The sequence below is a fragment of the Spirosoma pollinicola genome, assembly GCF_002831565.1.
GTDB classification, from domain to species: domain Bacteria; phylum Bacteroidota; class Bacteroidia; order Cytophagales; family Spirosomataceae; genus Spirosoma; species Spirosoma pollinicola.
Genome location: NZ_CP025096.1, coordinates 3,725,295 through 3,749,053 on the forward strand (window position 1 = coordinate 3,725,295; position 23,759 = coordinate 3,749,053).

At 47.1% G+C, this 23,759-nt stretch carries 19 protein-coding genes; 15 read left to right on the top strand and 4 right to left on the bottom strand.

Going from position 1 to position 23,759, the window contains the following annotated elements:
* Positions 1 to 62: 62 nt before the first annotated feature.
* Complete coding sequence (locus tag CWM47_RS15565) at positions 63 to 890, bottom strand: hypothetical protein (RefSeq protein ID WP_240625915.1); 828 nt, start codon at positions 888 to 890, stop codon at positions 63 to 65.
* A 534-nt stretch (positions 891 to 1,424) separates the two neighbouring features.
* Between CWM47_RS15565 and CWM47_RS15570 the strand changes: the two genes are divergently transcribed.
* The 11 genes from CWM47_RS15570 (at position 1,425) to CWM47_RS15620 (ending at position 12,924) form a co-directional block, all read left to right on the top strand.
* A complete protein-coding gene (locus CWM47_RS15570) occupies positions 1,425 to 3,572 on the top strand; it encodes a S46 family peptidase (protein ID WP_100989054.1) in 2,148 nt (715 codons plus the stop codon).
* A gap of 106 nt (positions 3,573 to 3,678) precedes the next feature.
* Positions 3,679 to 4,203 carry a DinB family protein gene (locus CWM47_RS15575; RefSeq protein WP_100989057.1) on the top strand — a complete coding sequence of 175 codons (525 nt, stop codon included), beginning with the start codon at positions 3,679 to 3,681 and terminating at the stop codon, positions 4,201 to 4,203.
* Between the two features lie 26 nt (positions 4,204 to 4,229).
* On the top strand, positions 4,230 to 6,437 hold the full coding sequence (locus tag CWM47_RS15580) for a S9 family peptidase (protein WP_100989059.1): 2,208 nt from the start codon (positions 4,230 to 4,232) through the stop codon (positions 6,435 to 6,437).
* Between the two features lie 109 nt (positions 6,438 to 6,546).
* Positions 6,547 to 7,209 (top strand): hypothetical protein, encoded by a 663-nt coding sequence (locus CWM47_RS15585; RefSeq protein ID WP_100989061.1) that lies wholly within the window; start codon positions 6,547 to 6,549, stop codon positions 7,207 to 7,209.
* A gap of 96 nt (positions 7,210 to 7,305) precedes the next feature.
* Positions 7,306 to 7,986, top strand: a complete 681-nt coding sequence (locus CWM47_RS15590) for an NUDIX hydrolase (RefSeq protein ID WP_100989063.1) — start codon at positions 7,306 to 7,308, stop codon at positions 7,984 to 7,986.
* A gap of 89 nt (positions 7,987 to 8,075) precedes the next feature.
* Positions 8,076 to 8,510, top strand: a complete 435-nt coding sequence (locus tag CWM47_RS15595; protein ID WP_100989066.1) for a nucleoside deaminase — start codon at positions 8,076 to 8,078, stop codon at positions 8,508 to 8,510.
* 66 nt (positions 8,511 to 8,576) lie between these two features.
* Positions 8,577 to 9,407 (top strand): hypothetical protein, encoded by an 831-nt coding sequence (locus CWM47_RS15600; RefSeq protein WP_240625916.1) that lies wholly within the window; start codon positions 8,577 to 8,579, stop codon positions 9,405 to 9,407.
* Between the two features lie 51 nt (positions 9,408 to 9,458).
* Positions 9,459 to 10,430: a polyprenyl synthetase family protein gene (locus CWM47_RS15605; protein WP_100989067.1), complete on the top strand. Its 972-nt coding sequence runs from the start codon at positions 9,459 to 9,461 to the stop codon at positions 10,428 to 10,430.
* A 101-nt stretch (positions 10,431 to 10,531) separates the two neighbouring features.
* On the top strand, positions 10,532 to 11,155 hold the full coding sequence (locus CWM47_RS15610; RefSeq protein ID WP_100989069.1) for a rhomboid family intramembrane serine protease: 624 nt from the start codon (positions 10,532 to 10,534) through the stop codon (positions 11,153 to 11,155).
* 38 nt (positions 11,156 to 11,193) lie between these two features.
* Positions 11,194 to 12,090, top strand: a complete 897-nt coding sequence (locus CWM47_RS15615; protein WP_100989071.1) for a LytTR family DNA-binding domain-containing protein — start codon at positions 11,194 to 11,196, stop codon at positions 12,088 to 12,090.
* A 135-nt stretch (positions 12,091 to 12,225) separates the two neighbouring features.
* Positions 12,226 to 12,924: a DUF2306 domain-containing protein gene (locus CWM47_RS15620; protein WP_100989072.1), complete on the top strand. Its 699-nt coding sequence runs from the start codon at positions 12,226 to 12,228 to the stop codon at positions 12,922 to 12,924.
* Between the two features lies 1 nt (position 12,925).
* Here the strand turns inward: CWM47_RS15620 and CWM47_RS15625 are convergent, their stop codons facing one another.
* Both CWM47_RS15625 and prfB read right to left on the bottom strand, forming a co-directional pair.
* The gene (locus tag CWM47_RS15625; RefSeq protein ID WP_240625917.1) at positions 12,926 to 13,552 is read right to left on the bottom strand and encodes an SGNH/GDSL hydrolase family protein; all 627 of its coding nucleotides are present in this window, start codon (positions 13,550 to 13,552) and stop codon (positions 12,926 to 12,928) included.
* A 182-nt stretch (positions 13,553 to 13,734) separates the two neighbouring features.
* Positions 13,735 to 14,812 (bottom strand): peptide chain release factor 2 gene (gene prfB / locus CWM47_RS15630; protein WP_157815974.1). Its coding sequence is split into 2 segments (ribosomal slippage): positions 13,735 to 14,751 and positions 14,753 to 14,812, totalling 1,077 coding nucleotides; the frame shifts between segments, so codons are not numbered across the junction.
* Positions 14,813 to 15,070: 258 nt separating this feature from the next.
* Here prfB and lpdA point away from each other — a divergent pair.
* Positions 15,071 to 16,471 carry a dihydrolipoyl dehydrogenase gene (lpdA, locus tag CWM47_RS15635; protein WP_100989077.1) on the top strand — a complete coding sequence of 467 codons (1,401 nt, stop codon included), beginning with the start codon at positions 15,071 to 15,073 and terminating at the stop codon, positions 16,469 to 16,471.
* A 114-nt stretch (positions 16,472 to 16,585) separates the two neighbouring features.
* On the opposite strand, the gene CWM47_RS15640 is transcribed toward lpdA, so the two are convergent.
* Positions 16,586 to 17,329, bottom strand: a complete 744-nt coding sequence (locus CWM47_RS15640) for a glycosyltransferase family 2 protein (protein WP_100989079.1) — start codon at positions 17,327 to 17,329, stop codon at positions 16,586 to 16,588.
* Positions 17,330 to 17,473: 144 nt separating this feature from the next.
* Between CWM47_RS15640 and CWM47_RS15645 the strand changes: the two genes are divergently transcribed.
* The 3 genes from CWM47_RS15645 (at position 17,474) to CWM47_RS15655 (ending at position 23,753) form a co-directional block, all read left to right on the top strand.
* Positions 17,474 to 18,538 carry a TerC/Alx family metal homeostasis membrane protein gene (locus CWM47_RS15645; protein ID WP_100989081.1) on the top strand — a complete coding sequence of 355 codons (1,065 nt, stop codon included), beginning with the start codon at positions 17,474 to 17,476 and terminating at the stop codon, positions 18,536 to 18,538.
* 87 nt (positions 18,539 to 18,625) lie between these two features.
* On the top strand, positions 18,626 to 22,636 hold the full coding sequence (locus CWM47_RS15650; RefSeq protein ID WP_100989083.1) for an AAA domain-containing protein: 4,011 nt from the start codon (positions 18,626 to 18,628) through the stop codon (positions 22,634 to 22,636).
* A 199-nt stretch (positions 22,637 to 22,835) separates the two neighbouring features.
* Positions 22,836 to 23,753 carry a hypothetical protein gene (locus tag CWM47_RS15655; protein ID WP_100989085.1) on the top strand — a complete coding sequence of 306 codons (918 nt, stop codon included), beginning with the start codon at positions 22,836 to 22,838 and terminating at the stop codon, positions 23,751 to 23,753.
* The last annotated feature ends 6 nt before the right edge of the window (positions 23,754 to 23,759 follow it).

The window sequence follows — 23,759 nt, forward strand, 5'->3', positions numbered from 1 at the left end:
TTCAAGGCGAAAAAATAAATCATAACCCATCATAAAAACCATAAAAATCCGCGTTCCATACATTACAGCTTACCAATCGGGACATTAAAGCCAAAGAGGTATTTGTATTGCATGGAGTAGAAATGATGGGTGGCTAAGCCTTGCTGATCGGCACCGAGCCGCGTATTGGTATAGTCGGCCCAGGCTCCCTGGAGGTCGGTTTGTATAAAAAAGTACCGGAAAATATCGAGCTTTAAGCCCGCACTTACCGCAGCTACAACGCCATGATAATGGAAAGGCCCCTCCTGACCGTTGCCCAATACCGTTGAGATGGTGTACGAAATCAAGGGGCCACCACCTACCTTCCCGAGCGCACTTAATTGAAGGTGTTTCGACGACCAGAGTTTTTGCCGCTTTACCAGGTTGATCATCAGGTAATTGTTTCCGTTCGTGTGTTGCAAGTGGACAAAATCCGGCGTCACCAGCGTATCCTTATCAATTTGGTGCCCCCTGATTTGGCCCTGCACATGCATGACCTGATTATCTGTAACGATATACTTGAGGTGATCCCAGCTTAGTTCGATACCAAGATCGTGTTTATCATCAAAAAAATACCCCAGGTTCATGTCATACTGCGGAACGGTCAGGTTGGTGATTTTGTAGAAATCGGTCAGATCGGGCCGGTCGTGCGCTTTGGCATTGATAAAGGTGAAGTCGTAATTATCGGTAGTTGTATTCCGAAAATGAATGGTGCTTTTCGTGTACCATTCGCGGTTGTAGCCCCAGGTGAAGTAAAAACTACCCCGTTGTTTGCCTATTTTGAATGTCTTGTCGGGAGGTGTTTGTTGCGCGTAAGCTGTTTGGAAGAGGCAATAGAAAAGTAAAGGCACCAGTAAATGTGTCCGTCTCATAGTGTATGTATCGAATGGTGGTATTGAGGTTAGTACCTCAGAGGGTGAAGTGAAAAATAATCCTATGAGTTCCGGAACGGATGATCCAACAAAAAAAGCGCCAACTTGCTAAGAAGGCGCTTTCCTTATTTACTAACTTAATTACCAGCCACGGTGATACCCATGGTCATAGGCGTGATCATATCCACGACGGCCGCCGTAGGGCCTTGGTGGTGGGCCGGCATGACGACGGGTAGAGTATCCCGCATTTCTGGTGTTATAATACGTTGGCCCACAACTGGATACGGATACGATCATTAGCAGGGCTATTAAGAATCCAAGCAATTTTGACGTTTTCATAGCTATCATAACTGGTTATGTTTTTTCAATTTAAAGGTTAGATAGTCTAGGATTTAAATAGATTAATTGCAGGCATTAACCTTTCGTTAAAATCGTGTGATTTGCTTGCGCTGGCGTCCATTCAACGGTCATTTAAGTAAAACGTTTAGGGTAAATTCACGTTTTACTAGAGAGCACACTGTCTTTATTCAACCTATGTATTATAAAAAAATCCGTTCGGCTGTATTGGCAAGCATTTGTTTGGCAATACTGGCTGGCTCCGTTTCAGCACAACCGGCTGACACCACAAAAGGTGGCCCGCTTGATCTGGGTAAGATGTGGACGTTCGATAATCCACCATCTGCCTTTTTTCAAAAAACATACAAGTTTACTGCCGACGAAAAATGGTTTGACGAAGCGCGGTTAGCCTCACTCCGATTTGCCGATTATTGCTCGGCCTCGTTTGTATCGGCCAATGGGCTTGTGATGACGAATCATCATTGCGCCCGCGAATCGGGAACGGGGGTGACACGGCAGGGCGAGGACCTGAACGCTACTGGATTCTTCGCTAAAACACCCGCCGAAGAGCGTAAGGTGGATGGCTTGTTTGTGGATCAACTCGTGAAGATCGAAGACATTACCAAGCAAATTCAAGACGCTATGAGTGGTGCTGATGGGGCGGCAACCCGCTCAGAACAGGCCCAGCTTCAGGCGCGTGAACAGGCGTTTGAAACCGTAAAGCAGGAATACAGTACCAAGGAAGGCTGGAAAGGGCTGGAACTGCAAACGATCACGTTTTATAACGGCGGCCGGTATGCGCTCTATGGCTTTAAACGGTATACAGATGTACGGCTGGTATTTATGCCGGAGTTGCAGCTTGGCTTTTTTGGGGGTGATTATGACAACTTTACGTATCCCCGTTATGCGCTGGACTGTTCATTTTTTAGGGTGTATGATAATGGCAAGCCGCTAAAGACAAGCCACTTTTTTAAATTTAATATAAATGGCGTTCGAGATGGCGAGCCGATTTTTGTGATCGGCAACCCGGGCCATACCGAACGACTTAAGACTGTTGCCGAACTTGAATTTGATCGTGATTTGCAAACGCCCGCTACCATCCAACTTCTGCGAAATCGCTCGGCTGCCTTGCAGACTTACAACGAAACGGCGAAAAGCGACAGCGTTCTGAATGAAATTTTTAGCTATGAGAACAGTCTGAAAGCTTATGGTGGACAGCTTGAGGGTCTGCGTGATGCTAGCTTACTAGCTCGTAAAGCTGCATTTGAGGATCAATTTAAAGCCGCAGCAAGAGTAAAAAACCTGCCTGCTGACCAGTTGAATACCTGGGACGATATTGCCGCAAATACTGCTCAGTTGCGGGCTATTTTTAGAGATGCGAACTACCTGGCGCCCAGCGAGCGAACGATGGGTGAGTTATTGACGTTCGCCAACGTTGTCAGTCAGTATAGTGAATTGCTGGCCTCCCGTCCGCAGGATGCCGAACGGGCGCGCTCGTTGCTGGAAACCCCGGTGGTCAAAAACCGGGCGCTGGAAGAAGCCTATCTGGAAGCTCATCTGTCTGAAGCGCAGACCGCTCTGGGCAACGATGACCCTTATGTCAAAGCGGCTTTGACCGGTGCGGATGGCAAGCTGCGAAGTCCAAAAGAAACGGCAGCTTATTTGCTGAAAAACACCAAATTGAACGATCCCGCTTTTGTGAGCGATTTGGCAACCCGACCTAATGCGGCTGCCTCATCAAAAGATCCGATGCTGGTTTTAGCCCGTATTGGCTTTCCCCGTTATGTGGCGGCAGGTCGGCAGGCGCGGCAAATTACCCAAAAGCAGGAAGTGTTGCGTGGGCAATTAGGTCGGATGCTGTATACGGTGTATGGAACAGCCGTGCCGCCCGACGCTACGTTTTCCTTACGAATTAACGATGGCGTTGTGCAATCCTACAATTATAACGGTACAAAAGCCCCAATCCTGACCACCTTTGCTGGTTTGTACGACCGAAATTACTCGTTTGCTGATAAGGCTCCCTGGAATTTGCCCGCCCGCTGGAAAAACCCACCGATGGAGTTGTTAAAGCAGCCTATGTGTTTTATCTCCACGAACGACATTATCGGCGGTAATTCGGGTAGCCCCATGATCAATAAAAACCTCGAAGCGGTTGGCCTGGCATTCGATGGCAATATGGAAAGCTTACCCGGCGAATTCATTTTCGTGCCCGATGCCAACCGGACGATTTCGGTTCATACGGGCGGCATCATAGCGGCTATGCGCTACATCTACAAAGCCGACCGATTGATAACCGAATTAACAGGTTCGCCAGCCGTTGTAAAACCAAAACCAGCAAAAAAATAAGGGATAGGTAGGCGGATTAAACAGATCGAGCAGATTTTAACGGATTTAAATTGCTAATTTGATCCATTAAAATCTGCTCGATCTGTTTAATCTTTGTTCAATTCCTATGACTAAATCGGATATTCCGGTAATGCCGAAGTTCTTCGATCGGTACATCAATCTGGCCGGTAACGACTGGTTACTTCTCGACGCTCTTACCCAGAATGCGTCTTTCGAAACCCTCATTCCTCTCCAAACGCTCGAAGCACTGGGCGATCTTCGTTATGCGCCGGGTAAATGGACGGCGAAAGATATCGTACAACATATCATTGACACCGAGCGAATTATGAGCTATCGGGCTATGCGTTTATCCCGAAATGACCAGACGCCTTTGCCGGGTTTTGACGAGGAGTCATTTGGTGAATTTGCGAACGCTTCACACCGAACAATTTCTGATTTATATGATGAGTATGCTATTGTCAGAAAGGCAAGTATTGCGTTGTTTACCAGTTTTGACAACGAGATGTTATTAAGAAGTGGCACCTGTTCTGAACAGAAAATCTCGGTAATAGCCCTTGGCTTCGTGCTGGTTGGCCACGCAACCCATCACGCCAACATTCTTAAAGAGCGATATCTTCCCCTTTTAGCTTAATTATAACTACATACAACCTACACTTCATGAGAGCAAAATTCTTACTGCTGATTGCTATTACGGCGCAGGCGGTATATGCACAGCCAAAAGCCAAAGTTACCGTTACGGACTTAACCCGTATCAAACAGGTGGGCGGTATCGAATTAGCGCCCGATGGGCAACGGGCTATTTACGCCCTCGCGACCATTGAACCCAATCCTGACCAGAAAGAAGAGTACGAGTACAAAACACACATCTATTTGACTGGCCTAAAACCCGGCGACGGCAAAGCCTTAACCCGTGGCCCCGAGTCGGCAAGACAGGCGGTTTGGTCGCCCGATGGACAACGAATCGCTTTTGTTCGGACGGTAAAAGGGAAAGGGCAAATTTTCGTCATGTCGCTGGATGGGGGAGAGGCTTGGCAGCTAACGAACGGGACTTACGGAGTCTCATCACCAAGCTGGTCGCCCGATGGCAAGCGTATTGCGTTTTCGGCGGGCCTGACAATGGCGCAAATGCTCACCGATTCGCTGGTGAACCCCGGCAAAATGGGTCCGCTCTGGTCGCTCGAAAAGCCCGGTTTTTCCAGTAACAACTTTATCAAAAGCGATAAAAAGATCAAGCCAAACCCTGATGGGTCGCTGGCCGAAGTCCGGGCTTATCTCGAAAAAGACGTTGAGGATAAAAAAGCCAAAGTTTTCAATCGCTTAAACTTTCAGGGTGAATCGACTACCGAGCCCGATATGAACTTTACACACCTCTATGTGGTGGACGTGAAAGAAGGTGCCACGCCTAAAGCCCTGACGCGCGGATTCTATTCGTATCAGGGCACGAACTGGCTCCCGAATGGCGAAGGGCTTCTGGCCGTAACCGATCGAGATTCGCTCAAACACCCTGACCGCGAGCAGGATAATATAATCGTTTACATTTCTGCCGATGGGTCAGGCACTCGAAAAGCGATACTGTCCGAAGCTGGGAAAAGTTACCGCGCCCCCGAAGTTTCGCCCGATGGCAAGCAATTAGCCTTTCTGGTTAGCCCATCGGAAGGTGTCAATTTCGCTCAAATTGGCCTTGCTGATCTGAATGGCTCCAGCGTTTCGAAGATTGAACTCGTCACCTTCGACCGGGCGCCTAACGGGCTGAACTGGTCAACTGCCCCGGCTGCGGCAAAGGGTAAAAAAGGAACAACAGGCTATGCAATTTACTTTACAGCTTCTGCTAATGGGGGCTCTCCGCTGTATCGGCTTGACCCCGCCACGCGGCAGGTTACGCAATTGACGGATTTCACGGCGGGCGTTACCAGCTTCGATGTAAATGGCAATCGGGTTGTACTGGCGAAAACTGAAGTGGCAAATCCATCGGAACTGTACCTGACCGATGCTACCGCCAAAGCGCAGACCAAACTAAGTAATCACAATGATTGGGTGGCGCAACGTCAACTAAGCCAACCTGAAAAGCGGACGTACAAAAACTCGTTGGGCCAAACGGTTGACTATTGGATTATGAAGCCCGCGTTTTTTGACGCCAATAAAAAATACCCGCTTCTCCTGAATATGCACGGTGGACCAACGGCTATGTGGGGGCCGGGTGAATCGTCGATGTGGCATGAGTTTCAGTACATGTGTTCGCAGGGGTATGGCGTCGTCTATGCAAACCCACGCGGCTCGGGTGGCTACGGGCTCAATTTCCAACGCGCCAATATTAAAGATTGGGGAACTGGCCCAACGGAAGACGTGCTGGCTGCCGTTACCGATGCCGCCAAAGAGAATTGGGTCGACACCAGTCGGCAGGTAATTACAGGCGGTTCTTATGCCGGTTATTTAACCGCGTGGATCGTTGGGCATGACAACCGATTCAAAGCGGCCTTTGCGCAACGGGGGGTTTATGACCTCACCACCTTTCTGGGCGAGGGCAATGCCTGGCGGTTAATTCCTAATTATTTTGCTTATCCCTGGGCCGCCGATGCTAAAGTATTGGATGCTAACTCACCTTATACCTTTGTTCAGAATATCAGAACCCCCTTGTTAATTAAGCATGGCGAAAATGACCTTCGTACGGGGCCGATTCAGAGCGAAATGATGTACAAGAGTCTCAAAATTATGGGTCGCCCGGTTGAGTATGTCCGCATGCCCGGTGCTACCCACGAGTTGAGCCGTACGGGTAATGTTCGGCAGCGTATTGATCGCTTGCTGCGTATTTATGAGTTTTTTGAGCGATATGTGGGTGCTGAAGCACAGGCATTAACGCAAAAATAGAGCACCTGACTGCGAGCGCAGTAAAAATTTGCCGGATACTAAAAGAAACGATTTGTCGATCATTGGATTGGGTTTATTTGTCTGTCACGAAACAGAATAACTCAATCCAATGAACAGACATCATTTTATACTCGCTCTATTGTTCGTTACCGTAACCAATACATTTGGGCAAATTGCCAACAGCAATACGCTGAAAGCGCAGATTGACGGTAAGGAGTTTACCACACAGCCCCGCCGGGTCAGGATCGGTAATTTCTGGTGGATAACGGCCAATACGGTTAAGCCCGATAAATCACTCAGAGTATGGCTGGGCGCTTATGACAAACGGGATATTCTCGAAACCGGAACATATCTAATTGTTGACGCCGATAAGCCTGATACGAAAGAAAACCGGAAGAAAATTGAAGACCTGACCAAGTATAAAGGCTTCGCTGCAATTAAATATGTTGAGGAAACCAAAGAGCCCCGCATGGAGTATCACGTTGGTAAATCGCAGAACGCTGATGAAACCATTGAGGTAAAAATGGGTGCCGATGGTTTTCTGGAAGCGACTTTTCATGGCACTCTGGTAGGGAGTTACTGGAAAGAAAAGGCAACGGCAACCGTTTTTGGGGGTATGGGTCGACTCATAAACAAGATGGAGGATAAAGCTATTACCAAAACATCTGGCTACGACTCCGACATTGACCCCGAAGGAAACGGCTACAAAAAACAGGATAAACAAGACCAGATTGTTATCTCGAACGGCAGTTTCAAGCTAAAAATGAATTAAATCAAACAGGATAACCAATCTGGTAAATCCATCGTTACGTCTTTAACCTGACCATCGTTTTCAGGTTAAAGACGTTTTGCTTTGTATAATTGATCTATGAGTCATCACAACGAATCGCTTGAAGAAGCCCCTAAGTTTCGGTACTGGAAAAGTCAGGCAGAAGCCAATGGCTTGAAAATTAATGATATAAAAGAGTTTTATATTCGGCGTCGGCATAATGGTGAAATATTGTTTGCCATGCTCGAAGTCGATGCCGATACGCCCGAAGGAGACAAAATTCCTCCCGCCCTCTTCCTGAAAGGTCATGCCGTTTCGATGCTGGTGTGTTTACTGGATAAAGAAACGCGGCAAAAATTTGTGGTTTTGGTGAAGCAACGGCGCATTGCCGATGGCTCACAAACCTATGAACACCCGGCGGGCATGGTCGATGCGAGCGATGCCCCCGACGAGGTTGCAGCCCGTGAGCTGGAAGAGGAAATTGGCCTGATCGTGCAGGCTAGTGAGTTAACTAAACTCAATCCGCACGTGTGGCATCCAAGTACGGGAACCAGCGACGAAGGCATGCACTTTTTTTATGTCGAGAAAGAAATGAGCCGTGCCGATATTATGGCGTTTCACCTGAAAAACATGGGTAATCAGGCGGAGTTTGAGCGGATCACGAGCGTGGTAGCTACCCTGCCCGAAGCCCATAAATTGATTACAAATGTCAATGGCTTATTGCTCCATTTTCTGTACCTGCAACACGTTGGTGATTACGAAACAATGAAATTATTATAGTATTCGGTATTTGGTGTATAGTGGGCTGACGCGAAAGCATCACGTATGCGTCAGCCCACTATACACCAAGTATTATAAACAGAAACAACATGGATGAATTTATGCAGGAGGCCATTCGTCAGGCCCGAAAGAGTTTACGTGAAGGAGGTATCCCTATTGGGTCTGCCCTGATTAAAAACGGCGAATTAGTGGCATCAGGTCATAATAAACGGGTGCAGGAAAACAATCCCATTCTGCATGGCGAAATGGACTGTCTGAACAACGCCGGGCGGGTTGGCTCGTTTCGCGACACGGTTATCTACTCCACGCTGATGCCTTGTTACATGTGTGCCGGAACAATTGTCCAGTTTAAAATTCCGAAGGTCATCGTTGGTGAATCCCGGACGTTTTCGGGGGCAAGGGAATTCATGGAACAACACGGCGTAGAGGTAATTGACCTTGACCTTCCCGAATGTGTTGACATGATGAATCAATTCATTGCCGAAAAGCCAACGCTTTGGAATGAAGATATTGGTGAGCTATAAAAAAGTATAGTAGTTACCTTTTGTTGTTAAATGCGTCACATAAACGTATTCTAATGAACTACGTTTGTGAGTTTTCTGTGGCGTTTTTTTCTTCTGCTAACCTGTTTAGTTTATTCTCGTGAATCACAATCCCAGTCGCAGCGTTCTGACATATGGCGGGAGAAATCAGGTACTCTGCTACTGAACGCCGGGATAGGAACTACCTATTATACGGGTGATTTGACCGAGGCCGGTAATCTTGGGCATTTGCGGCTGGGTGCAGCTATAAACGGAGCAATTGCTTATCGCTATTCGCCCCAACTCACATTCCGGCTCGAAGGACAGGTCTATTTCATTCGGGGCTCGCAAAAAAGCACCCATCTTGCCTATAATAACCTCTCGTTTTATAGCGTAAATCCAGACATTTGGGCTGGTATTCAGTGGGATTTCTGGCAAGAAAACGACAAAAATCATGTCATCATTCCATATGCATTGTTGGGAGCTGGCCTCACATATATGACGCCCAGAGCCACATTTGCCGGTAGCTATGTTAGTTTGGCCCCTCTACATACCGAAGGAGTCGATTACAATCGGTTACCCGTCATTATTCGCTATGGATTGGGTGTTCCCATTGTTGCTACGGAGCGGTTTAAGTGGAATCTGGAAGCGGCATATACCCATGTGTTGAGTGATTATCTGGACGATGTAAGTACCGTATATCCTGACCGGAGTAAACTGGATGTCTTCGCAGCGGCCCTGTCAGACCGTCGTCTTGAACTGGGAACAATACCTAATGCAACGGGGGCGCAACGCGGCAACAGCAATCGGCGCGATGGGTATTTTGTGTTGTCGGTGCGCCTTATCTTCATTGTCAGGACATACGTACAACGGAATTATCGCCGGAGTTTTCCCCGTTAGGCTTTTGAGGGCTTTTACCGTATTTTTGAGCTAAAACCCGCTCCTTATCGAATGAGTCCAGCTATTTTTATTGATGCTCTTCAAAACGAACTTCAGTCTATAGAATACGGGCAGGAACCGCCCGAGCTTTACGATCCAATTAAGTATATTATGAATTTGGGGGGTAAGCGTATGCGCCCGCTCCTGACATTGATGGGGGCCTATCTCTTCACCGACGATTGGCAAAAAGCGATTCGCCCGGCTCTGGGCGTTGAAGTTTTTCACAACTTCACGCTCATGCACGACGATATTATGGATCAGGCACCCCTTCGCCGAGGCCAACCAACCGTACACGAAAAATGGAACGGCAATGTGGCTATCTTATCGGGCGATGTGATGCTCGTGAATGCCTATCAACTCCTGCTACATATAGAAGCTACCAAGCTGGCTACTGCCCTGGCCCGATTTAGCCGCACAGCGGCTGAAGTGTGTGAAGGGCAGCAGATGGATATGAATTTCGAGACTCGCTGGGATGTTTCGGAAGCGGAATACATTGATATGATTCGTCTTAAAACATCGGTCTTGCTCGGCTATGCACTTGAATTGGGCGGCTTGATTGGCGGGGCCGATGAAGAGACTACCCGGCATTTGTATGATGGAGGCATGAACATTGGTATAGGCTTTCAGTTAAAAGATGATCTTCTGGATGTGTATGGAGACCCGGCCAAATTTGGTAAGCAGGTTGGTGGAGACATTATTGCTAATAAAAAAACCTTTCTGCTTATTGAAGCACTGGCCCAGGCAAAAGGCACTATCCGGGACGAATTAATTAGCTGGCTCACCCGAACCGATTTTAATAAACAGGAAAAGGTAAAGGCAGTAACGGCCATTTACGACCAGTTAGGAATTCGGCAGCTTACCGAAACCCGTATCAATGAGTATTTCGCACTTGGATTTGCTAATTTCGATCAGGTCAATGCCGATCCTGATCGTAAATCGTTACTTATTCAATTCGCCCGACAATTAGTCGAACGTGAAAGCTAAATAGAGATATATATGATGTAGAATATGGCTGACGCGAGAGCAATACAGGCTATATTCTATACCATATATCCTATATCATACATTCGCTATTTTATTAAACCATGAGTATTACTCTTATCATTATTGTTGTCACGGTTGTTATTAGTGTGGCGGCCTGGAACAACTACAACCTGATGAATTCTTGGATTATGAATCCATATCAGGTGGCTAGTCGCGGGCAATATTACCGGCTGATAACATCAGGATTCCTGCATGCCGACTGGGGGCATCTATTCTTCAACATGCTCAGCCTGTATTTCTTTGGTGGGTTCATCGAACAGGTGTTTGGTATGCTGTTCGCTGGTAATGCACCTTTGTTTCTGGTTGGCTTTTATTTAGTAGCTATTCTGGTTTCTGATATTCCAAGTTTCCTGAAGCATCGGAACGATCCCGGCTACAACTCGCTGGGTGCGTCGGGGGGCGTATCGGCCATTATTTTCGCGGCTATTCTGTTCCGGCCTTTAACGCCAATTTACTTGTATTTTATTCCAATTGGCATTCCCGGCTTCATCTTTGGGGGATTATATCTGGCTTATTCCTATTATGAATCGAAGCGGGGGGCGGGAAATGTCAATCACGATGCTCACTTCTATGGTGCCTTATTTGGCGTTCTTTTTATGATTGTTGTGTATCCGGAAATTCTGCCCAGTTTTTTTGATCAGATTGCCGGATGGCGGTTATTTTAATGGGTGTATAACGGACTTTCCACTAGTGTCTACGCGCTATGTTCCGACTACTCAATCAACCTTATCCCATAGACGATTCCCCCTTGCGGCAGTTGAGTAAGGCGGCTGTGATTGGCTTATTCGTTGGCCTTTTTTTGCTGGTATTTCAACCGTTTGGTCTGAATCTCTGGGAGACCTCTTATAAAGCAATCAAAATACTGGGCTTTGGACTGGTAACATTTCTGGTCACAGCTGTTAATTTCGTTCTGTTACGACTACTATTCCCGGCTCTTTTTGCTGAAGATCGCTGGACGGTTGGGCGTGATATGGTGGCTGTAATGGCAAATATTCTGTTGATTGCGGTGGCAAATCGACTCTATTTAGGCTGGCTGCTGGGGTCGACAGATAGTAGTGAAATGAGCTGGTCCGGTATGATTATCGTTACGTTCGTTGTTGGCATTTTTCCTGTCATTGGCATGATTTTGGCCAATTATATTACCCAGCTGAAGAAATATAGTAACGCAGCCGCAGCCATACCTATTCATTCCCATTCTGCCGAAATCGCTTCGCCGACAGACGCACTATCTGAAAACCTGAAACAATCTGCCGATACGACGGTGACACTCGTTGCCGAAAATGAAAAGGATACGCTCTCTTTATCGACAGATGCTTTACTCTATATCGAATCGAGTGATAACTACTGTACTGTCGTTCATTTGAAAAATACTCAGGTTACGAAGCCGCTTCTAAGGAGTAGTTTGAGTCGACTGGAAAAACAAATTGGTCGACCACACATTGTACGGTGCCACCGCTCGTATGTTGTCAATCTCGACCGCGTGGAGCGTGTCACCGGCAATGCACAGGGCTATAAACTTCACTTATTTTCCGGCCAGTTCGCGGTGCCAGTAGCCCGGCAGTATAACGAGACGCTGATTGCCGAACTAAAGGCTTTGTGAAACGTCCCGCCATTCGTCCCAAAGGGTATTGACGCTTACCAAACGCCCCAAAAGGTTCTGGATACCCCTTTTAGTTCCTGCTTTTCAACACGTTGCCGTAGGTTTGTCTCAACGAAAACAAACCCGGCAACGGCCATGAAAACGATTATTATCTCCCTCCTGATTATTCATATTGCCACTGGCTGTACTGCTTTGCTGGCTGGTCTGATTCCGATGTTCTCTAGAAAGGGGAGCCGTCTGCACAATCGAGCTGGTCTTATTTATGTATACTGTATGATTGTAGTGGCTGTGTCGGCGCTGTTGTTATGCGTGCTGCAACCACTCAAAATGATGCGCATATTCCTGACAGGTATTGCCATTTTTAGTTTTTACCTGAGTATGACCGGCTGGCGGGCTACAAAACAAAAAAAGTCAGGGCCCGCGCAGGCAGATAGGATACTAACCTATATTACATTGGCGGTAAGTGTGCTGATGGTGGGTTTTGGTATATACCTGATGGCCTTGAATGGCACCTCATTCTTCCCGATTGTTTTTTCATTCTTTGGGGTATTGACTTTTATTTTTGCCCGGAAAGATTTCCAGCTAATCAATCATCCGGTCGAGAAAATGCATTGGTTTTTTCAGCATTTTACACGTATGGGGGGCTCCTATATTGCCACATTCACAGCGGCTTTGGTAACGAACATCGGCCGCATTGTCCCTACAAATGCACCTGACTGGATCGCAACCGCAGGCTGGATTGCACCGAGTATCATTGGGGGTATGATAATCGGGCGAACTGTTCGCTATTACAAACAGAAGTTTGATAAGCCAGAGAAATCCGCTTTAGTCTAACTTACTTTTCCAACAATTCTTTCGCCACGGGTAATGCTTTTTCGGCCCATTTTTTCATCTGCCTGCCCGAATAGTGAAGGCCATCGGAAGCAAACTGGCCCGGATCGCCAGCAGCCAAGCGGCTGATGGGTGTGATGTCGACAAAGGCGATGCCAACTTTCTGGCATTCTTCCTTCGCGATACTATTAAACTGATCGATCTCGCTGCCAATCTTGACTTTGTCACGATCAGCCGCAAAAGGAGAAGTACCCCAATCGGGAATGGAAAGTACAAGGACATGTGTTCCATTACCTCCGGCTAATTTAGTAGCAGTTTGCAGCAGTTTCCGAAACTCTGTTCGATAACGTGCCTGATCCTGAGCTCGATACTGATTATTGACGCCAATCAACAAAGAAACCAGACTGTACGTTTTCTGATTGCCAGTAGCTTTAATGGCATCCTGTAATTCAGCCGTAGTCCAGCCCGTGCGAGCAATAATATCTGGATTGGCCATGTCCACCCCGTTTTTACGCAGCATTCCCGCCAGTTGAACGCTCCAGCGGTCCGTTTCATCAACGCTTTCGCCGATGGTGTACGAATCACCGAGGGATAGAAAGGAGACCGGCAAGCGGCCTTGCGGGATTTTCACAAGATTTGAAGGATTAAACAAGATTGCCGATATGGCAAAAAAAATTTGAGGAAACAGTACGCTTATGTAAAAGCCCATCTTGCCTAAAAGCCTAAAAAACGAGTTATTTGTTTGTAATGGATAATCTTGTTTAATCCTTCAAATCTTGCGAAAATCCCGCAGGGCCGCCTGTGCGGTTCTGACTACTCCTGTTCCAGCAAAAACGCCTTGATAAACGGGTCAATGTCGCCATCCAGTACAGCATCCGTATTCGATGTTTGGTAGCCCGTTCGGTGATCTTTCACACGTCGGTCGTCGAGCACATAAGAGCGGATTTGGGAACCCCACTCGATTTTCTGCTTGCTGGCTTCTACCTCAGCGCGAGCCGCATTCCGTTTCTGAACCTCAATTTCGTAAAGCTTTGATTTCAGAAGCCGAATAGCTACCTCCTTATTTTGCAACTGGCTGCGTTCCTGCTGACATTCGATAATAAGGCCCGATGGCTTGTGTTTTAACCGAACTGCCGTTTCCACTTTGTTCACATTCTGGCCACCCGCCCCCCCCGAACGGAACGTATCCCAGTCAATATCGGCTGGATTGACCTCAATATTAATGGTATCGTCAATTAAAGGATAGGCATATACCGAAGCAAAAGACGTATGCCGACGCGCATTGGAGTCGAAAGGCGAAATACGAACCAATCGGTGAACGCCATTCTCCGATTTCAGGTATCCGTAGGCCAATGGGCCATCTATTTCAATCGTCGCCGATTTGATACCCGCCGTATCGCCATGCTGATAATCGACCTGTTTCAGGCCATATCCATGTTTTTCGGCCCAGCGCATATACATGCGGTAGAGCATATCGGCCCAATCCTGGCTTTCGGTACCACCGGCTCCGGCGTTTATTTCGAGAACCGCGCTAAGCTGATCCTCTTCATTACCCAGCATTTTCTTAAGTTCCAGTTCTTCAAGTGTTACCGAAACTTTAGCACCTTCCTGGTCTACTTCTTCTTCGGATACGTCACCCGCTTCGTAGAACTCGTATAATGTTTCAAGGTCACCAAACTGGCTGTTTAATTTTTCGTAACCTGTAGTCCAGCCTTTTAAACCTCGAACTTGTTTCATTACCCCTTCGGCCCGGGCTGCGTCGGTCCAGAATTCGGGCTGAAATGTTTGCTGTTCGAGTTCAGCTAGTTGTTCTTTCTTGTTATCGTAGTCAAAGATACCCCCTCAAAGCCTCTACTCTGGCTCTCAAGTCGGTCAACTGGTCGGTTGTCATGAACTTGTCGTACTTGTTTGAAAATAATGAATTATGACACAGAGATACACGGAGAAGCACAAAGCAACACGGAGGTATTCTTTTAATTTTCTCTGTGAGTCTTTGTGCTCCTCCGTGTATCTCTGTGTCGTAACACAAAGATAGAACAAAACAAGGTGGGGTAAGGGTTTACCGCCGGTATCAACTTTTCAGCCTACCTTTGCGTTCTCCTCTTGAGACGAGTTTATTTTTCATTCTACATAATTCATTCATTAACTAATGGCTTCACAGTACGATGTAATCGTTGTGGGTAGCGGGCCGGGCGGCTATGTTGCTGCTATCCGGGCGTCGCAGCTGGGTATGAAAACGGCCGTCATTGAGCGCGAAAGCCTCGGCGGTATCTGTCTGAACTGGGGTTGTATCCCAACCAAAGCCCTGTTGAAATCGGCGCAGGTTTTTGAGTATATCAAGCACTCTGCCGACTATGGCATTACCATCTCGGGCGAATCAAAAGCCGATTTTGGTGCTGTTATCAAACGGAGCCGGGGCGTTGCTGATAGCATGAGCAAGGGCGTTCAGTTCCTGATGAAGAAGAACAAAATTGACGTTATCAATGGCTTCGGCAAAGTAATACCCGGCAAAAAAGTAGCCGTAACAGCTGCTGATGGCAAGGTTACTGAATATGAAGGTAAACATATCATTATTGCAACGGGTGGCCGAGCACGTGCGCTACCCAGTGTGCCCATTGATGGCACCAAGGTAATTGAGTACCGTAAGGCAATGTCGCTCGAAAAACGGCCCGATAGCCTTCTGGTAATTGGCTCCGGGGCCATTGGCGTTGAATTTGCTTATGTATACGCTAGCATGGGTACCAAAGTGACCATCATCGAGTTTCTGCCAAATGTAGTGCCGGTTGAAGATGAAGACATCTCGAAAGAACTGGCTAAGCAGTACAAAAAACTTGGTATTGATATCTATACAAAGTCGGAAGTAACGAAAGTTGATACCAGCGGTAGCGGTTGCAAGGTGTTTGTGAAAACACCGGATGGCGAAAAAACCTTCGACGTTGACCTTGTTCTGTCGGCAGCGGGTGTTGTAGCCAACATCGAAAACATGGGTCTGGAAGAACTCAGTATTTCGGTTGATCGGGGTAAGATTGTAACGGATGATTATTACCGCACAAACGTTGAAGGTTACTACGCCATTGGCGACGTAACGAAAGGGCAGGCATTGGCGCACGTAGCCTCGGCCGAAGCAATTATCTGTATCGAGAAAATTGCGGGCTTGCCGCACGTCGAACCCCTGAACTACAACAACATTCCGGGCTGTACGTATTGCACACCAGAAATTGCCTCGGTTGGCTACACCGAAAAAGCCGCTCGTGAAGCGGGTTACGAACTTAAAGTAGGTAAATTCCCCTTCTCGGCCTCAGGAAAGGCCAAAGCTGGCGGTGTACCCGAAGGCTTTGTTAAGGTTATTTTCGATGCCAAATATGGTGAGTTCTTAGGCGCTCACTTCATCGGCTCGAACGTAACGGAAATGATTGCTGAGGTTGTGGCTGCCCGTAAATTGGAAACAACGGGTGAGGAAATTCTCAAAACGGTTCACCCGCACCCAACGATGTCAGAAGCCATTAAAGACGCTACCGAAGCCGCCTACGGCGAAGCGATTCATCTGTAGCGTTTTGTCTTAGCACTGGTCACCCAGTGCAGCAAGAATGACAAAAAAGAATAAAAGGCCCCTAGCTTGATACTAGGGGCCTTTTATGTCAAACAAAATTATTTTTCAAGAAATTTAAGCCTTCAACACTTTCCAGTTGGCCAGGCCAATTTTTGTCAGGAAGTACAGGAATGACGTCCGTAAAACGCCAAGTCCATAAATGGAACTGCGTTTGAAGTTAATTGACGATGCTTCTTCAAAATACTTGGTAGGGCAGGTGACTTCGCCGATCTCGAAGCCTTTAAAGAAAATCTGAGCCACCATTTCATTATCGAAAATGAAATCGTCGGAGTTGTGTGTGAAGTCCAGACTGCGTAGCACTTCGCCGGAAAATGCCCGATACCCGGTGTGGTACTCAGACAGTTTTTGATTCATGAGCACATTTTGGGAGAAGGTCAGGAAGCGATTTGCGATGTATTTGTACATAGGCATACCGCCCTTTAACGCGCCCTTACCCAAAATTCGTGAGGCAAATACGACCGGATACAAGCCATTTCCGATAATTGAGATGATGGCTGGCAGTAGTAAGGGTGTGTATTGGTAATCGGGATGAAGCATTACAACGATATCTCCGCCCAGTTCCAACGCCTTGGCATAACACGTTTTCTGGTTGCCGCCGTATCCTTTGTTCTTGTCATGACGAATCACATGGCGAATGCCTAACTGCCGGGCTACCTCAACAGTATTATCGGGGCTGGCGTCATCAACTAAAATGACATCGTCGACTAAATCGAGCGGAATTTCACGGTAAGTGCGTTCCAGCGTCAAGGCTGCCCGGTAGGCAGGCATCACGACAATTACCTTTTTATTATTAAACATTACAGCAAAATTAAGCGGTGGGTGTTATCATGCCAATAAATAAGACGATTGATGCCGTTTCCTTTGACATATTGGCCGTAGATTTGTTGTTTAATCCAGAGCCTTATCAAGGCGAAAGCTCGACTGCTTATCTATTTCTTGTTTATGTTATCCAGCGAAACAATATTTTTTCTTGCCTTTGCCGCCTTCGTTCTTTTGATTATGGCTCTTGACTTAGGCGCTTTTTCAAAACGTCAAAGTCATGTCGTTCAATTTAAGGAAGCGGCTATCTGGAGTGCAGTTTGGGTTGCGTTATCAATTGCATTTTACTTTTTCCTGCAAAACTTCGGCTATCTTGTTCATGGCGTGAACGATATGTCCCGACTTCAGGAAGTTAGAGATAAGTACGCTGAGCACGTTGAACTTATACCTAGCAATTTTGCGGCCAGTTTGGCTCGTTTCCAGGCCAATATGTCGCTTGAATATATAACGGGCTATCTGGTCGAGTACTCGCTTTCGGCTGATAATATTTTTGTGTTCATCCTCATTTTCAGTTCGTTTGGTGTTCGGGAACGGTATTATAAAAAGATCCTTGTCTGGGGAATTCTGGGTGCCATTATTCTGCGATTCGTCTTTATTTTCCTTGGGTCAGCCCTGATCCAGCGATTTGAATGGATAATGTATCTGTTCGGAGCCTTTCTGGTCTACACGGGTGTTCAACTGTTTTTTCAGAAAGATGAAGATGAGAAAATCGAACCGGCTAAGCACCCAGTGGTTCGTTTCGCCAGTAAATATTTGAATGTTTACCACCGCAATGTTACCGATAATTTTTTTGTCCGCCGGAAGTCGGACCATAAGCTGTTTGTAACACCACTCTTTCTGATTGTCATTGTCGTCGCCTTTACTGATCTTGTGTTTGCCGTTGACTCGATTCCGGCCATCTTTTCGATCACAAAAGACCCTTACATTGTCTTCTTTTCGAACGTGTTTGCCATTATGGGCTTACGCTCCATGTTCTTTTTTCTGTCCAGCATCATGAGCCAATTCCGATTCCTGAAAATAGGTCTGGCCGTATTGCTAACCTTCATTGGTGCGAAAATGCTGGCCGAACACTGGTTGGCCGCACATGGCTTTAAGCCTGTTTATTCCTTGTACATTATTGTTGCCATCCTGGGAGTCAGTGTTCTGGCTTCCTGGCTAATACCGGAAAAGAAGGCATCCGAAGCATAGATGCGTAAAATTACCTAAGTCGGCAGTCTATGTGTACACTTTCCGTCTGAGAAACGTTAGTTTTGAGAAAGAGACTTTCCTTATCAGATGACGTTTGCGCTTGCTGCCGTATTAAAAACATTCCGTCGACGTTTAACGAACCTCAGTAGTCGTAATCGTTCTCTGTTGCTGACCACCTTACCCGCCGGTCAATTTCTGGATTTAAACGAAACGGACTTTCTGCTCAACAAGCCTTCGTTCACGGTCATTACCGATTTAATTGGTCGTAAAGCGTCAATATCGGTATGCGAAGTCCTCGACGCCCGGCAGGAGCGAAGCAACGAAGTAAGCCGCAAACTTCGGCGCATTGACCGAACAGCGCGATTTATAGAAGAGGAGCGAGGCACCGAAGACTTGTATGTAGGCTGGCCATTCGTAAAGGGTAAATTTCTAGACGATTCGGTTGTTCATTGCCCCTTACTCTTCTTCCCGGTGCAACTTTCACGACAGGGCAAGTTCTGGAAATTAGTTCGTCGGGGTGATGAACTGGCTTTTCTAAATCCAGCATTCGCTTTAGCTTATGGACAATTTAATCAGGTGAAATTGCCTGATGAGGTCGTTGAAAAGACTGTCGATGAGTTTGATCGGGACCCGCTCGTATTTCGAACCCAACTCTACGAATGGCTCAAAGACAGTCAGCTTGAAATCAACTTTAACCCGGACTTATTTACCGATACGCTCCAATTCTTCAATAAACAAAGCTCAAAAGACCTTGGCCAACTCGAACGTACCGGCGAGTTAAAACTGTATCCGGAAGCCGTACTGGGCATTTTTCCACAGGCGGGGTCTTTTCTTGTGCCAGATTATGACGCATTGATAGCAAAGACCGAGGAACGAGAGTTGAGTAGTGATGAGCCGCTTAACAATGGCCTTTACCCTTTTTTACCGCCGGATGTCTCCTCAATTCTTGCACCTTACTCCTCACTTCCAGAAAAAAACATTCATACCCCTTTGCCAATGGATGCGTCGCAGGAAGCGGCCGTTCGGGCTGTTAAGGCCGGGCAATCACTTGTGGTACAGGGGCCTCCCGGTACGGGTAAATCGCAACTTATTGCCAATTTAATGGCCGATGCCGCTGCGACAGGCAAACGGGTTTTACTGGTTTGCCAGAAACGAGCTGCCCTGGATGTTGTGCAGGAACGCCTTCGGGAAGTGGGTATGGTTTCCTTTCTGGCGTTGATTCATGATTTTCAGAATGACCGACGTGCTTTGTACACCCAGATTGCAGAGCAGATCGAACAGATTGAGGCCCATCGAAAGCAAAATAATAGTTTGAACGCCGTTCTGCTCGAACGGGACTTCGATCAGGAAAGTCGCCGTATTGATGAGACAGTTGGAGAGTTGCAGACGTTTAAAAATGCATTATTTGACACGGCAGAGAGCGGCATATCGGCCAAAGAATTATATCTGACTGCGCCGTTTGCAGATAGTACCCGATCTACTGTGGCGTTAGAGGATGTTTATCAACAGTTCCACCTGCAAGATGTGGATAACTTTGTTCAACGGCTAACCAGCTTCTCGGCTTATCAACAAGCGTTAGGGGCGGAGCATGTTTGGGGAAAACGCGTTAGTTTTTCGTCATTTACGAATGCTGATTTAAGCAAAGCCGATCAAATAATTTTGGGCTGGGTCCAACGTCGCCAGAGCGCGAATGAACAAATGGCGACCCTGATAGAAAGGCCGTTAGTGCTTGCGGAGTTGGTGGAATGGCAGGCGCATGACTGGGAACTAACCGCCTTGTTAGCCCTGCTGGATGTGCCTGATGCCGCGCAACTGTGGGAGATTGTAACTTATTTACGACAAACGCCCAATCATCCGGCACTAACAATTGAGGAATCTCGTCTGGATGAACTAGCCGATAGCTGGCTTGAGACATTGGCAACACCCGGGCCCGAACGGTCTTTGGTAACAACTGATTTACGCGCTTTTCGGGATCTATTGGACAATGCATTAACAGCACGCAATTCATGGGTTAGCTGGAACTGGTGGCAGCTCACAAATGCGGGGAAAACTCAATTGCAGGCGGTAGTGTCGGCCAATAGCCTAAGTCTATCCGAACCGGATTTGCATACGCTGGCGACTAAGGTTAGCCAGCGGATTCGGCTGGAAGCCATACACCACGAAGCCGCTCCTTTGCTGGCCGGATTATCGCTCGCTGAATCACCGGCTAGCTTGCGGCTTCTGCGTCATGCCCAGCATCTCACAGAAAGGCTAACTACTCTTGACATCCTCCAACGTCTGCCGACTTCGTTGTGGCAAACACATGTGCGTTTCGCCGATAGCGTGGGAAAGATTACACAGATCGCTACCGTTGTCGCCCGACAGCAAGCCGATGCGGCCACATATCTTACGGATGAACAACTAGCGCAAAGTTGGGCAGGTGATGCGTATGCTACAAAACTTCGTCAAACCCTCCGGCGGGATTTTGATTTGCTGGTTGAGGCCGACCGTTTACAGGAAAGTTTTTCGGAGGTAGAGCGTACTGTTGTACAACGCTTAACTGGCCATGAATCAACAAATTGGGTAACTATTTTCCTGGATAGCATTCGGGCAGCGTGGCTTGACCACATTGAGCGACTATATCCTGAGCTTCGGGGCGTGTCTTCGCTTAAAATAAATCAGTTAGAGCAAACTTTACAGGAGAGTATTCAGCGGAAAGAGAGCCTGAGCCGCGATAGTTTACTGATTAAACTCCGGGAGCAGACGTATCGAAACTTAACATTCAATCGCTTGAATAATGTAGTTACGTACCGTGATTTACTGCATCAGGTAACCAAAAAGCGGAACGTGTGGCCGGTCAGAAAATTGATGGAGTCGTATGCTGATGAAGTATTTAAACTAGTGCCTTGCTGGTTAGCCTCGCCGGAGTCTGTTTCGGCAATGTTTCCATTACGCGAAGGTTTATTCGATTTGGTTATTTTCGATGAAGCTTCGCAGTGTTTTGCCGAGAATGGGGCTCCGGCTATGGCCCGTGGAAAACAGGTCGTTATTACAGGCGACAATCAGCAATTACGCCCAAGTGACTTGTATCGAACACGCCTGGACGATGCCGAACCGGATGATGAAACGCCTGCGGCTCTCGAAGTCGAATCGTTGCTCGAACTGGCGGCCCAGCAATTGCCACAAATGTCTCTGACGGAACATTACCGCAGTCGCTCGCTCGATCTGATTACTTTTTCGAATACCCATTTTTACCAGAACAAATTATCGCTACTGCCGCATTTTGACGATATAAATCGACACGAACCCGCCATTCGTTATATGAACGTGAAGGGCATATGGCAACAAAACACGAATCCTGTCGAAGCAGAGGCTATTTTGACGCTACTCGATCAACTGGCCGTCGATCTTCCGGGTCGATCTATCGGTATTGTAACTTTCAACTATACGCAACAGCAGCTAATTCAGGATATGCTGGATAGTAACGCAGTTGAAAAGCCGCAGCCATCAGAAACGAATGCTAGCCCGCCAGATAACCATCTCTTCGTCAAAAACATCGAAAACGTTCAGGGCGACGAACGCGATGTAATCATTTTCTCGGTTGGATACGCCCCCGATGAGCGAGGGCGATTGTCGATGCAGTTTGGGAGTCTGAATGCCAAAGGGGGCGAAAATCGGCTGAATGTAGCCGTTACACGGGCGCGGGAACGTGTCTATGTCGTTACCAGCTTATGGCCGGAGCAGCTCACCGTGGCCGATACAGCCAACGAAGGGCCAAAGTTACTGAAAGCGTATTTATCGTATGCGCTGGATGTGGCCCAGGAGCGTTTTCAGCCAGCACCCAGGGCCGAACAGGTCTTATCAGTTGGCACGTTGCTAAAAAACAAGTTAGCTGAACAACACCCAGCCTGGCAACCCGAACTACCCTTTGCAGATTTAACCGTCAAGGCTGCGGATAATACGTATCAATCGCTCATGTTAACAGACGATGATGCGTATTACCAGCAAACGCTGAAGCAAGCACATGCCTATTTGCCTATTGCCTTAAAAACTCGGAAATGGCCGTTTGAGCGTGCCTGGAGCCGGGAGTTCTGGCGTGATCCTCGTCAGATTGGTTGAGGTGGCTGGATAAATGTATTGTATGTCAACGGCTTAATTATATAAGTGCGTATTTTAGTTGGCAGAAAGAATAAGATATACAAACGGGGAATTTCCCCTTGTTGGGATTAATCTGAATCAGGATATTTGCTTTGCTGAAATTACCGTGAGTGTGTTTAATCACTATCCCGATTAAATTTATTTCCAACTGTTTACTAATATGCTGCGCAACACCCTCATTTTTATGCTTCTGGGTTCTTCAATCCTGACGGGTTGCGCCACGTTAACAAGGTCGCAGGTACAGGCTGTTAACGATTTTGCTTCACTAGCCAGTCAGGGAGCTGAGTATCCGGAGAAAGTATTGAACAAGGTAATAAATAGTCGATATGACAGTCGGGTATTGCTGGCAAGTCAAAATGTATCGTCTGACGCTCCATTAAATTATAGCGCATTGACGGGTCTGTATCAGGCTAAACAAAAGGAATTGGTGCCCGTCAGACGTATAAAAAAAAGCATAGCTGTAATTAGTGACTATGCACTGGCGTTACAAAATCTATCCTCACCCGATTTTGCTAAAAACGCTGGCGCATCTGCTGATGCGCTGGGAAAGTCGGTAGATAATGTAACAACTCGATTGAATACAACTCTCCCGAACACCTCTATTTCGCCAATTGGTAGTGCGTTGAGCAAAACATTAAAGGAAGCGACTGGCCGCTATATTGGTTATAAACAAACGAAAGCCATCAAGCAATTTGTTCAACAGGGCGACTCCCTGGTGGGAGCGCTCCTTGGTAGCGCAGAATCCCTGTTGCAAAATCAAGCGACTATATTTATCCAGAACGCTCGCCAAGACGACAGTGTCAACGTGGACAACTTATTCCGCTCAATTAGGTCAGATGCCCCTTATGAGCGTTATCAGCTAGCAGTAAGCAGCTTCGAGCGAATCAACAAAATCAACCAACTTATAGAATTAAATCAGCAGGCTATTCAGGCATTACAACAAATTCGGCTAGCGCATAAGGAATTGAAAGACAAGCTACTGGTCAAGCAAAAGCTACTTGACATTGGGAAAGAACTGGGCAGTCTTTATGAATCAGTAAATGATTTGCAAGCTACTTACAGGGAAATAGACAAATAAACCGCG